The sequence below is a fragment of the Bacillus sp. SW14 genome (assembly GCF_047608225.1).
GTDB classification, from domain to species: domain Bacteria; phylum Bacillota; class Bacilli; order Bacillales; family Bacillaceae; genus Bacillus; species Bacillus subtilis_G.
The window spans coordinates 977371-989854 of sequence record NZ_JBLKRW010000001.1 but is presented as its reverse complement, the minus strand read 5'-3'; the positions used below and the strand labels follow the sequence as shown (position 1 = coordinate 989854).

The 12484-nt window shown below is 45.0% G+C and carries 13 protein-coding genes and 1 pseudogene; 5 read left to right on the top strand and 9 right to left on the bottom strand.

Annotated elements, in window-relative coordinates:
• Positions 1-163: 163 nt before the first annotated feature.
• Together ACMX2I_RS05030 and ACMX2I_RS05025 are read left to right on the top strand one after the other, a co-directional pair.
• Positions 164-235, top strand: a pseudogene (locus ACMX2I_RS05030) (hypothetical protein); the annotation flags it as partial.
• A gap of 81 nt (positions 236-316) precedes the next feature.
• Positions 317-1183 (top strand): endonuclease I family protein, encoded by an 867-nt coding sequence (locus ACMX2I_RS05025; protein WP_289348067.1) that lies wholly within the window; start codon positions 317-319, stop codon positions 1181-1183.
• A 28-nt stretch (positions 1184-1211) separates the two neighbouring features.
• Here ACMX2I_RS05025 and ACMX2I_RS05020 read toward each other — a convergent pair whose 3' ends face one another.
• Positions 1212-2642, bottom strand: coding sequence for an IS1182 family transposase (locus ACMX2I_RS05020; protein WP_414956353.1), 1431 nt, complete (start codon positions 2640-2642; stop codon positions 1212-1214).
• Between the two features lie 115 nt (positions 2643-2757).
• Positions 2758-3861, bottom strand: coding sequence for an ABC transporter ATP-binding protein (locus ACMX2I_RS05015; protein WP_414956352.1), 1104 nt, complete (start codon positions 3859-3861; stop codon positions 2758-2760).
• A gap of 180 nt (positions 3862-4041) precedes the next feature.
• Here ACMX2I_RS05015 and frlR point away from each other — a divergent pair, with 180 nt between their 5' ends.
• Positions 4042-4770, top strand: a complete 729-nt coding sequence (gene frlR / locus ACMX2I_RS05010) for a transcriptional regulator FrlR (RefSeq protein ID WP_148964033.1) — start codon at positions 4042-4044, stop codon at positions 4768-4770.
• Positions 4771-4794: 24 nt separating this feature from the next.
• Here the strand turns inward: frlR and ACMX2I_RS05005 are convergent, their stop codons facing one another.
• The 7 genes from ACMX2I_RS05005 to ACMX2I_RS04975 all read right to left on the bottom strand — a co-directional run bounded on the left by ACMX2I_RS05005 (position 4795) and on the right by ACMX2I_RS04975 (position 11635).
• Positions 4795-5649, bottom strand: coding sequence for a fructoselysine 6-kinase (locus ACMX2I_RS05005; RefSeq protein WP_087991054.1), 855 nt, complete (start codon positions 5647-5649; stop codon positions 4795-4797).
• A 13-nt stretch (positions 5650-5662) separates the two neighbouring features.
• Positions 5663-6565: a carbohydrate ABC transporter permease gene (locus ACMX2I_RS05000; RefSeq protein WP_414956351.1), complete on the bottom strand. Its 903-nt coding sequence runs from the start codon at positions 6563-6565 to the stop codon at positions 5663-5665.
• Positions 6566-6568: 3 nt separating this feature from the next.
• Complete coding sequence (locus tag ACMX2I_RS04995; RefSeq protein WP_087991056.1) at positions 6569-7447, bottom strand: carbohydrate ABC transporter permease; 879 nt, start codon at positions 7445-7447, stop codon at positions 6569-6571.
• 57 nt (positions 7448-7504) lie between these two features.
• Positions 7505-8773, bottom strand: coding sequence for an ABC transporter substrate-binding protein (locus ACMX2I_RS04990; protein ID WP_414956350.1), 1269 nt, complete (start codon positions 8771-8773; stop codon positions 7505-7507).
• A gap of 80 nt (positions 8774-8853) precedes the next feature.
• Positions 8854-9840 carry a fructosamine deglycase FrlB gene (frlB, locus tag ACMX2I_RS04985; RefSeq protein WP_414956349.1) on the bottom strand — a complete coding sequence of 329 codons (987 nt, stop codon included), beginning with the start codon at positions 9838-9840 and terminating at the stop codon, positions 8854-8856.
• Between the two features lie 200 nt (positions 9841-10040).
• Entirely contained in the window at positions 10041-10415 is a 375-nt protein-coding gene (locus ACMX2I_RS04980; RefSeq protein ID WP_087991059.1) for a nucleotide excision repair endonuclease, read from the bottom strand.
• A 95-nt stretch (positions 10416-10510) separates the two neighbouring features.
• Positions 10511-11635, bottom strand: a complete 1125-nt coding sequence (locus ACMX2I_RS04975; RefSeq protein ID WP_414956348.1) for an NAD(P)/FAD-dependent oxidoreductase — start codon at positions 11633-11635, stop codon at positions 10511-10513.
• A 158-nt stretch (positions 11636-11793) separates the two neighbouring features.
• Between ACMX2I_RS04975 and ACMX2I_RS04970 the strand changes: the two genes are divergently transcribed.
• Positions 11794-11940: a spore protein gene (locus tag ACMX2I_RS04970; protein WP_394716369.1), complete on the top strand. Its 147-nt coding sequence runs from the start codon at positions 11794-11796 to the stop codon at positions 11938-11940.
• Positions 11940-12212 carry a hypothetical protein gene (locus ACMX2I_RS04965; protein ID WP_414956347.1) on the top strand — a complete coding sequence of 91 codons (273 nt, stop codon included), beginning with the start codon at positions 11940-11942 and terminating at the stop codon, positions 12210-12212. The genes ACMX2I_RS04970 and ACMX2I_RS04965 overlap by 1 nt, the downstream gene beginning before the upstream one ends.
• Positions 12213-12484 lie beyond the last annotated feature (272 nt).

Genomic DNA, 12484 nt, shown 5'->3' with positions numbered 1-12484 from the left:
GAAGGAGGAACACGGATAGTTCATTGGCAGATTAACCAAAAAAACGTTTATTTTTTAGTCACAGTATCTATCCAGCAGCATAACGGCCAGAAAACACTCTACCTCTCAGGGCTGTTTTCATGTAAAGTCAAAAGAAAACACGGTAAGGGAGAGAGCCAATATGCAAAAACGGGGCCTAAAGATATGGGAACAGTGGATATCTGCCTCCTCCAAAGGGACTAATTTACAATTTTAATGAAAAATATACAAAATAACACTTCTATCCTTTATTTCAATTTTAGATAATAGACATGATCTGATAAAAGGAGGGCAAGTGATGACCAAAATAGCAAGGTTTCTGCCGCTCGTCTTTGTATTACTGATTTCCGGATGGTTTGCGCCCGCCGCCTCAGCAAGCACGCAAACCGCACTGAGCCTGAATGAACGATTGGCTTCTTCCTATTCAGAAACCGGGGGGCTTCTCTCATTAGCCGCTCCCGCTGCACCCTACGCTGACACAGATACCTATTATGAAGGGGCTGAAGGAAAGTCAGGTGAATCGCTAAAAAGCGCCCTGCACCGCATCATCAGCGGACACACGACGCTGTCATACAGCGAAGTATGGAACGCGCTGAAAGAAACCGATGAAGACCCAAAAAACCCAAATAACGTCATCCTGCTCTATACGAATGAATCGCGGTCGAAAAACCTGAATGGCGGCAATGTCGGCGATTGGAACCGCGAGCACGTTTGGGCGAAATCCCATGGTAATTTTGGCACAAGCAAGGGGCCTGGCACCGACATTCACCATTTGCGCCCGGCTGATGTTCAAGTCAACAGCGCCAGAGGAAATATGGATTTTGACAACGGCGGCACAGAACATGCCAAAGCACCCGGAAATTATTATGACGGAGACTCATGGGAGCCCCGCGATGATGTAAAAGGCGATGTCGCCCGCATGCTGTTTTACATGGCTGTCCGTTACGAAGGTGATGACGGGTACCCTGATCTTGAACTGAATGATAAAACAGGCAACGGCTCAGCCCCTTATCACGGAAAACAATCTGTCCTCCTCGAATGGAATAGGCAGGATCCGGTTGACGACCGCGAGCGTAAAAGAAATGAAATCATTTATGAGAAATATCAGCACAACCGCAATCCTTTTATCGACCATCCTGAATGGGCCGACGACATTTGGCCGTAAGAAAAAGGTGCTCCTTTTTAGGAGCACCTCAGACTGTTGACAAAATAGGTCGGATCTTTATGATCCGACCTATTTTTGTCCAATTTATTTTGTTTTTCGGTCGAATAGGCTGGCGAGTTGGCCCTTTCCAAGTCCAATTCGCCAGTTTTTTTAGATTCATGGCAGCGAAAACAAGCATCGCCTGCATGGACAATTTTTTCTTTCCCCTTAGGGTTGTCCAGCGCAGGCCATGCTTGTGCTTTAAATCCGCAAAAACCCGTTCAATCGTTTCTTTGCGTTTGGCATAGATTTGCCTATTCTCGTCCGTATGCCGCAAATGATCGACCTCATCTAAATGATCCTGCCAAAGATGCCGATGGATTACTTTTTGATGATTTCGGCTTTCCGTACATTGATTCAGTAATGGGCAATGTTCACATCGTTTTGGATCTGACGCATAAACCCGGTAGCCTTCTCTGTTGGTTGTGCGATAAGTCAGAACGTGGTTTTCAGGGCAAATGTAAGCATCGTAGTATTCATCGTAAACATATTCGTGTTTTCTCATGAATCCTTTTTTCGTTTGTGGTCGGGTGTAGGGCATGACAGGGCGAACATTTTCATCACTTAAAAAATTCGCGATAAATGGTGTCTTATATCCAGCATCAACTGCGACTGTATGAGGCTTGGCAACCCGTTCTTTTATTTGTTGAAACAAACACACAAACACTTGACTGTCATGAATATTCGCCGGCTCAACAACCGTCCCCAATACAAATCCGTTCCGATCACAAGCTGTATGAAAACCATAAGCAAAGAGGCGTTCCCGTTCACCCTTCACAAAATATCCACTTTCAGGGTCTATCGTACTCACTTTGATTTCTCGTTTCTCTAAGGATGGCCTGGGCTTCAAAGGTTTTTTTCCGTTCGCTTCGCGATCAGCATTAATTTCTTGATCTAGTTGTCCCTGATACGCCCTCGTTTCTTTTCTCGCGATCTTTTTCCCAAACTTTTTCTTATTCGCATTCGCTTTGACATGTGTGCCGTCGATAAAGGCGACCGTAGGGTCGACAAGACCACTATCCATAGCTTGACGCAAGATTTTATAGAAGATGGTTTCAAATAGATCGGTGTCATGAAAACGACGTTCATAGTTTTTACTAAACGTTGAAAAATGAGGGATTTTTTCAGAGAGTCCATATCCAATAAACCAACGATAAGCGACATCGGTTTCCATTCGCTTAATGGTTTCACGCATGGAGCGATGGCCAAACACGTATTGAATCAGTACCATTTTGATCAATACAACGGGGTCAATGCTTGGACGTCCTTTTGAAGAATAAAGAGGGGCAACTTGATCATAAATAAACGAAAAATCCATGGCTTCTTCCATCTTCCTAACCAAATGATCTTCAGGGACAAGTTCACTTAAGGCAAAGACTTCGAGCTGTTCACGCTGATCTTTTGAGTGCTTGGACAACATGGTAAAACCTCCAAAATCTAGATTCATTCATATTTTAACAAAAAAGCGTGTCGATGAAGCCACTTCTTGTGACTTTGTCGACACGCTGAGGTGCTCCTTTTTAGGAGCACCTTTCCTAATAAACAGCCTCTTCCGTTTCCGCATCGAAAAAGACGACGTGATCCATTTTCACCGCCAGCTGGATCGAGTCGCCTGCGGCGATTCGCGTGTTTCCGTCCATGCGGACCGTGAGCCGCTCGTCCCCAGCCGTGACATGCACAATCAGCTCCGCTCCCAAGTTTTCATTCACTTCCGCCTTCGCTTTAAACACTGCATCAAACAACTGATCATGTCCCGTCGATTGTGTCATATGTTCTGACCTTACGCCGGCAATCATCTGTTCTCCGGCATATCCCTTTTCCTTAAGCCGCTTCGCTTTTTCTTCAGGAATATGAAGCCGGATCGAAGGGTTTATGAAAAACAGCTCGCCATGCCGCTCTTCTATCACGCCTTTCAGAAAGTTCATTCCCGGGGAGCCGATGAAGCCTGCGACAAACAGATTCGCCGGGTAATGATAAATGTCATGAGGTTTCGCCACTTGCTGGATTTCCCCTTCATTCATCACCACAATCCGATCGCCCATCGTCATCGCTTCGGTCTGGTCATGCGTGACATAAATGACGGTTGCCTCTAAACGCTGGTGCAGCTTGCTGATTTCTGTCCGCATTGTCACTCTCAGCTTTGCGTCCAGATTCGAAAGCGGCTCATCCATTAAAAAGACCTTCGGCTCCCTCACAATCGATCTGCCAAGCGCCACCCTTTGCCGCTGCCCGCCGGAGAGTGCCTTCGGTTTTCTCTTCAGCAAATGTTCAATCTCTAAAATTCTGGCTGCCGCATGAACCCGCTCTGTAATTTCCTGTTTCGGCATCTTTCTGAGCTTTAATCCAAACGCCATATTATCAAAAACCGTCATATGCGGATAAAGCGCGTAGTTTTGGAATACCATCGCAATATCACGTTCTTTCGGCGGAAGATCATTGACCCGTTCCCCATCAATGAGGAGGTGGCCTTCAGAGATGCTCTCCAGTCCCGCCACCATCCGCAGCGTGGTCGATTTTCCGCATCCTGACGGCCCCACCAGCACCAAAAGCTCCTTATCCTTTACATCTAAATCAAAGTCCTTCACCGTTAATTGAGAGTGATATACTTTTTTGACATGCTCAAATGTTAATGAAGCCATTAGACATTCCCCCTATCTTTTGATCTGTTATTTCGTCACTGGAAACAACCCGGTCTTTCTGTTATTTTTAGAGTAATCGATTCCCATTTTTGCTATATTTCTAAAATAAAAAATGTAAATTTGTATTATAACGTCATAATACATTATAATATGAATAATAGGTTCAAAGGAGGCTACCTTTTGTTAAACAACGGAAGTTCTACACCTTTATACATTCAGCTAAAACAAATCATCACTGATGACATCAAAAAGGGCGTATATTCCCCAACCGCCAAGCTGCCTACCGAAAGCGAGCTTTGCAGCAAGTATCATGTCAGCCGCATTACCGTCAGGAAAGCCATTCTTGATTTAGTCGAAGAAGGCTATCTTATCAGGCAGCAAGGAAAGGGAACGTTCGTTAAAAGCCCTAAATTAAAACGGGAGCTGATCGCAGTAAACGGCTACTCGGAATTTATGGAATCAACCGGCAAAAAACCGAAGCATCAGGTGCTGTCCCATGAAATCATTCCGGCGGCAAAACCTATTGCCGAAAAGCTGCAAATCAACCCCGAGAGCCCCGTCGTTGAATTAAAACGGATTTTATATAATGATGACCAGCCGCTCACCTTTGAAGTGACGCATTATCCGCTCGATTTGTTTCCCGGCATTGATACCTTTATAGCTGACGGCGTGTCCATGCATGATATTTTAAAGCAGCAGTATCAAGTCGTTCCTGCTCACAATACGAAACTATTAAACGTTGTATATGCCCAGCAGGAGGAAAGCAAATACCTGGATTGTGATATCGGGGATGCGCTGTTTGAAATCGATAAAACAGCTTTTACATCAAACGACCAGCCAATCTACTGCTCACTGTTTTTGATGCACACAAACCGTGTCACTTTTACCATAAACAGCCCCTACACATAATCGGCATAAAAAACGAGACACTGCTTATAGTATTCTCGTTTTTTCACTGCTTCCCCCATCCTCCAAGCGAAAAGGATGGCCGTAGCCGAATGCCCCGTACACGCCGCATGTTCTCGCAGCCGTTTCCGCCGCTTGGCGCAAAGCGTGCGTGATGTCCCGCTTCTCGCAAAAAGCAGTCAAAAAGCCTGCTATAAAAGAATCTCCCGCTCCAAGTGTATCTATTATATCAGTTTCAACAATCGGCTGATGATAGATTCGGTCTCCCGCAGACAAGATCGCTCCTTGGCCCCCGCGGGTCATACAAACGATTTTAGCTCCGTACCCATGAGCTGCTTTGGCAAGCTCACCGCACTCCGACTCACTCAAATCACTTCCTGAAAAAAACGCATGCGTCACATAAGGACAAACCTTCCTCAAATAATCATCCTCCCGATTGGTTGAAAAATCAAAGGAGACCGGGATCAGGCCGCACAGCTGCGGAAGGTCGTTCTCAAGCTTGCTGTACACACTGGTATGCAGCAGATCATGCCCGCTGACAAAGGCTAGATCTTTCTCCTGAAACACAAGACGGAGCCGGGACTGAATGCCGCCTTTATTTGATCTGACAAAGATCCGTTCCCCCTGTTCATCAAGGGTGACAATCGCCATTCCATTTTCTCCGTGCGCCTGGCGGATATAATCCGCGTTGACCTGCTCCAATTTCAGTACATTCAACAGATGCGCCGCGGCTTCATCATTGCCGACGATTCCGATATAGGAAGCCTCATGCCCGAGCCGTTTGGCAAGCACAGCGACGTTTAAGGCATTACCTCCCGGGTAGAACGTTTCTTGGTCCTGATAGTAATCGACAACATTATCTCCAACCGCAATCAATTTCATTGTGCTTCCTCCTTTATCCTTTTACACTTCCGCTTGCAATCCCGCGGACAAAATATTTTTGCATCAATAAAAATAGAATCACAATCGGCGCGGCTGAAATCGTTAATCCCGCCAACAGGATGCCCCAATCTGTTTGCAGCGCGTCTCTGAACTGCATCAGCCCCGCTGGAATGGTCCGCAAATTCTCATCATCTATGAAAATAATCGCAAACATAAACTCATTCCACGTATGGTAAGCCGTCAAAATGCCGGATGTCACCAAAATCGGCACACTCATTGGTAAGAAAATTCTGAAAAATACACCGAAACTCGTACACCCATCTAAATAAGCCGCCTCCTCCAATTCTTTAGAAATAGAAAGAAAATAAGAGCGGATCAAAATGATGGTGAATGGAATCCGGTAAGCCGCATACGGCAAGATCAAAGCCCAATACGTATTGTAAAGGCCCAGCGACTGAATAATAGAATAAAGCGGCACAAGACTGACCTGCGGCGTCAGCATCAAACCGCCAAGACAAAGCACCAAAAAGAATCCTTTTCCTTTAAACTCAAACCGGGAAAGACCGTACGCCGCCCATGCACTGATCAAGACAGTGATTACACACGTAAGCGCCGTGACGATGACACTGTTCATAAAATAAGAAGAAATCCCCTGATTCCAGGCGGACACAAAATTTTCCGGATGCCACGAAGACGGCAGCGACCAGCTGTGCTCAAAAATATCGTCCGAGTTTTTAAAAGCACTCATCACCATCCATAGAAGCGGATAGGCAATCGCAATCAGATAAAGAAACAGGAAAACCCACACAGACGTTTCTCCGATGTACCATTTCCGTCTAGTTTTTCTTTTCATCTCAATATGCCGGTCAGGCACAGGCTCCAATCTGAACGAATCTGTCTTCTTCTGAGGCAGCATCTCTTACTCCTCCTTCCCGGTTTTAAAGAGCTTCATTTGCATGAGCGACAATGTGAGTGTAATGATTAACACCACGGTGGCAATCGCTGATGCATAGCCCATCATATCCTTTGTAAAGGCGCTTTTATATAAAAACGTGCTTAAGACTTCAGAAGCGTTTCCCGGCCCGCCGCCTGTCAATATGTACGGTTCATTAAATACCGTGAAGGCGCCGGTCAGCGTCATGACCACCGCAACAAAAGACATCTCTTTCGTCTGGGGAATGGTAATGTGAAAAAACTGCTGAATTTTTCCCGCGCCGTCAAGACGCGCCGCTTCATACAGTTCATCCGGTATTTTTTGAATCGACACAATGTACAGCATCGCAATATAACCGACAGATTGCCATTGAGACACAAAAATGACAGACAGCATAGCCGTATTGTTATCACCGAGCCAAGCCCTCGTCAGCTGATCAAGACCGACCGCCTGAAGCAGCTGATTCAAAAGCCCCGTCTCAGGGTTGTAAATAAAATCAAACAAAAGCGCGATCACCGTCATTGAGATGACAACCGGCAAAAAGAAAACGGTGCGAAAAAACGGCGACCATTTTCTGACCAGCTTATCCTCAAGCACTGCCGCCAAAATCAAACCGCCAAATACCTGGCATACAATAGAAATCACTGCGTAAAGCACATTGTTGGTAAGTGCCTGATAGAAGACAGGATCATGAAATAATTCAACATAGTTTTTCAATCCGATAAACGTTTTTTCCGGAGAAAAAGAGCTCCATTGAAACAGGCTGAGAAAGACATTCTCAAAAATCGGGATATAAACGAAAAGTAAAAAAACGAGAGCAGGCACCAAAAATAAATAGGGGATTATTTTATTCTGATTGACCAAGGATATCTCATCTCCTTTATAAAAAGAAAAGGTGCGAAGCTTCACCTTCTCTTTGATTTATTCAGCTGACACCCTCACTTGCTTCGCTGCTTTTTGAACGGCTTTCATCACCTGCTCCGGTGTCATGTCGCCGCCGAGCATTTGCTGGACGCTCGTTAAGTACGCATCTGCGATTTCAACATCAACATCCATATCAAACCATGGCACCATTGATTTGGCATCAACAATTTGCTGAACCGCTTCACGCTGAATGGCTGTAGAATTTTCTTCAGTAGCCGTTCCTTGCACCGCACTGTATTTGCCGGCGTCTTTGACGAGCTTTTCACCCATTTTTTTCGACGTCAGAAACTGCAAAAATGCCACCGCTACCTTCGGATGTTTTGTTTTCGAGGCAATCATGAACCCTTCCGGCGCTCCCGTTAACGCTTCTGATGATCCTTTTTGCCCGCTGATATCAGGGAATGGGAACATCCCCAGATTCACCGGTTCAACCAGCTTGATTTCCGCTGTTTCCGCATATATCATCGCCGACTTTCCACTCTTAAATTGCTGTCTCACATATTCGTGGTCAACGGAGTTTACATGTTTATTGAAGTAAGGCATCAGCTCCTGAAGCTTTTCAAGTGCTTTTACATAGCCTTCATCAGTAAATTCACCCGTTTTGGCGTTATAGTCCTTTTCTCGCGTTTTTTCATCAACCATCCGCTGATTGAGCGTACCGATATAGTGCGAGATTGTCCAAGTCGCCTTTGTTCCGAAGCTGATCGGTGTGTAGCCATTTTCTTTCAGCTTCTTTGACACATCGATGAATTCATCCCATGTCTTCGGGGGATCAAGGTTCAGCTTTTGAAAAATGTCTTTATTATAGAAGAATGATTTAGCGTCCATTTGCCATGGCACGCCATATTGCTTGTTTTCATAAGTAAATGGTGTAACTTGCGAATGAACGAGCTGTGATGACCAATCTGTATCGTTTTTGTAGTAGGACGAAAGATCAAGTGCCTTATTGCCTCTGATGAATTTAAAAGCAAACTCGTCACTCCAAGAGAAGTAAATGTCAGGAGGGCTGGTGGTTCCCAGCATAACCTTGATTTTGTCTTTATAGGAGTCATTCAAAACCGCTTCAATTTGTATGTCGATATCCGGGTGTTCTTTTTCAAATGCCTTCACAACCTCTTCAAAATAACTTTTTTCCGGCTCCTTCGGCCATCTGTGGAAAAATTTCAATGTCACCTTTCCGTCCGCTGAACTGCCCTGGCTCGAACAGCCCGCAATGGTGAGCATACTGACAGCTGCAATGATCAAAAACAACAACATTTTCTTCAAAAGGTTGGCCTCCTCTGGACATTAGACTATAATGTTATATAACATTATAGTCTAATGCATAATGGTTCCGCATGTTCAGATCAATACTCAACTTTCCACATGTATCTTCTATGAGATAAAGGATGATGTCTCGCCTCTGCCAGCGCGTCCGCATAGCTTCTCAGCACACGGTTGAGAACGAGCGGCGCAAGATAGCCTTTAACTGAATCGTCAATTGCAGTGAAATCGTAAGATGCGGCATCAAGCACAGTGAGCTTTTTGCCATACTTTTTCGAGAAGGTAAGCGCCCGCTCTTCAAGAGGCCTTGTTTCATCTAAACCGAGAAGGATGATAAACGGCACGGATTCATCAATAATTTCAAACGGTCCGTGAAAATATTCTCCGGCATGAATGGCGTGGGAATGAATCCATTGCATTTCCATGAGAATGCAGATGCTGTAGGAGTAAGCGACACCGTAGTTTGCACCGCTTGCCATTGTATAAATAATGCTTTCTTTTTCATGTTCTTTTGCGAATTGCTGCGCGTTGTCGGCTTCCTGCTTCAGGGCTTCATCATACACAGCCTGTAATTGATCTAAGCCTTCAATTGCTTGTTCAAATGTCGTATTGTTTTCCAATACTTGCAGAGTGCCGAAAACGATTTGGTACAGAACGCCATAGTTCGTATTGATCGCCAGCGCCTCATCACCCCATTCGTACTGGGCAACATATTGCGCTTCCTGCGCTAAAGGAGACTCCGGCTCATGCGTCATCGCAATCGTAAGTGCGCCCTTGCCCCTCGCAAACGCAGCGGCTTTGACCGTTTCCGAGGTATTTCCCGAGTGTGAACACAAAATAACAAGAGACTTTTCACCAAGCTGAACGGGGTTGCGTTGAATAAATTCGTTCGAGCTGTAAAGGTCGGAGTTGATTGATTTTGACTCTCTGTCAAACACATATTTACTCGGATACATAATGGCCGAAGAGCCTCCGCATGCGACAAAAAATACATGGTCAATGGTTTTCCCTTTCAAATCCTGCAAGAAAGCTTGAACCTCACGATTTACTTTTGCTGTGGCCTGACTCAAATCCTTCACTCCCTATTTTTATTATATAACGTTATATAACATTATATATTGTTATATTAAAGTCCGGAGTTAGGATTGTCAATATTATTTTCTGAAATTTCTCAATAATTTAATTAGATATACTATGGAAAAATGTCCAAATCAAAAGCCAGAACTTAACATAAGCTCTGGCTTCGCTGTGCAATCCGCAGACTGACGTCTTATTTAAAAAATACCTTGTCTATATTGTACTTCGAGTGCTGTGTATTGATGATATACGTTTCGTAAATTTCTCTATCCATAGGTTCTTCGACGACACATACTTCAATTTTATATACTTCGTCTCTGTGCTTTTTAATTGGTGATACAGTGTCTTCAAAATGTTTTTTGATTCTTTGTCTTAACTTTCTAGCCTTGCCGACAAAAAGCAGCTCATCGTGAATGTTATAAAACATGAAGATGCCGCCTTTATCCCTTGGTATCTGGTGAAAGTCGATGAATCCGTAAATCGCCTTTATTTTCGGCTCGTTATCATTAGCTGACTGCTGTCGTTCGGTGATGGTGACATTCGGTGCGGGTATATCAATTTTTATCAAAATCAGTTCACGTCCTCTTCTTCATTAAAGATAAATGCTAACACAGACAGAAAAGAAAAGCTAGAACAGCTTTATACGATTTGTTTGTTATGCTTTTACTTATTATGCAACGCTCCGGCTGGATTATAAGGGCTAAGGTCTATTTCTGTCTGCTTTCCGAGAACTAGCTTTGCGAGCTCTGAACCCAAGAACGGTCCCATCGTTAATCCCGAGGCCCCTAAACCGTTAGCGGCGTAAAGCCCTTGAACATCCGGCACAGCGCCGACAACCGGGAGAAATCCCGGTGTAAACGGCCTGAAGCCCACTCTTGTTTCCGTAGTAGTACTGTCAGCAAGGCCCGGCGCTACTGCAAGCGCTTTGCTTAAGACTTCATGCTGTCCTCCGGCTGTTACACGCAGATCATCTAGATCGGCCTCATTTTCATGGGTGGCGCCTGCTACAATTCTTCCGTCCTCAAACGAAAGAATATACTGATCATTCGGCGGCATCACCACCGGCCACGATCCGGTATCGGCACCCGGGATTTCAAAGTGCATAATCTGCGCTTTCTGAAAGGACACTTGAAAATAAATGCCCAGAGGCTTCATCAATTCATTGGCCCATGCCCCCGCCGCCACAATCACAGCGTCAGCCGCAAACTGCTGTGTGTCTGTTTGCACGCCGGCGACCGTTCCGTTTTCAAAAAGCAGGGACGCATTTCCTTTGATGATCTTTGCGCCGCGTTTCTCTGCAGCGCTTAAAAGTGACCGGCACAGCGCTCTCCCGTTCACACGGGCGGCACCGCTGATATGAACCGATTCATAGCCATCAGCTAAAAGCGGAAACAGCTTTTTCGTTTCACTTGCGGACAAGCGGGTAATGCCGCCGATCTCCGGCGCATCCTCCCGTCTCTTATACGCCCGCTCCTCCATCTTATCAAGCTTTGACGCATCAGTATGAATACTGATGGCACCGACACGCTTATATCCTGTGTCCGTTTCTCCGTCTTCCTCCAATTGATGGATTAAATCTTTATAGTAACGTGCTCCTCCCTTAGCAAGCCGATACCAATCCTGATTGCGGCGCTGTGAGAGCCAAGGACAGACGATCCCGGCCGCCGCATCAGTCGCTTGTCCAGGTTCCTTCCGGTCAATCACCGTGACCCGGGCACCCAATTTGACAAGATGATAAGCAGCCGACGCGCCGAGAATCCCTGCGCCGACGATGATGTACGATTTCATATGCAAACACCTTTTCTATTATAATGTCTATTCATTTTACCAAATCGAGTGCTTTCCTTCGACCTTTTGCCCTAATGGGGAAAAACCGCGAAGTCCGTCCAATCTCTTTACCCTCCTATCGAATATCCTGTCACTATCAATAGAGAAAGGATGATACTATGAGCGAAAATCGTCATGAAAATGAGGAAAACAGACGTGATGCAGCTGTCGCAAACGTCCAAAACAGCGGTAATGCAAAAGTCGTGGTCAACGTGAATACTGATCAGGATCAGGCACAAGCGCAGTCACAAGACGAGGAAGAGTAATGAACGAAAATATTATTCCTATTAACAGACATGCTCAAGACATGCCCGCTAATGAATCCGTGATCAAAAATAGCGGCAACTCAGAGGTCCATATCGACATCCATATTGATACAATGCCGATCGCCTTTGCCATCTTATGCTCTGCATTAGCGGCTAAGCAGATGTCAAAAGAGGAATTTGACACGGCTTATAATCAATTACGAGAGATGAACAATGGATATCACAACGGCACATCTATAAAGCAAGTCATCAATCAGGAGACTGAAGAGTAGAAACCGCGGGCCCCTCGGCCTGCGGCTTTTCTTCTGCATACAAAAATGACGCGACTGAAAACAGTCACGTCATTTTGTATGAAACAATTAACCGATTGAACCTTCCATTTCGAACTTAATATAAATTTGCTCGAAATGGGATGGACTGATTTACAACAAAACCGCTTAAACCTTTGATATATAGCTATTTCTTTCAAATGGTTTAAAATGGATTATAATATCAAGTTGGCACGAATTTGGCATGTGCTGAAGCCGCATACAATATCAGCTAA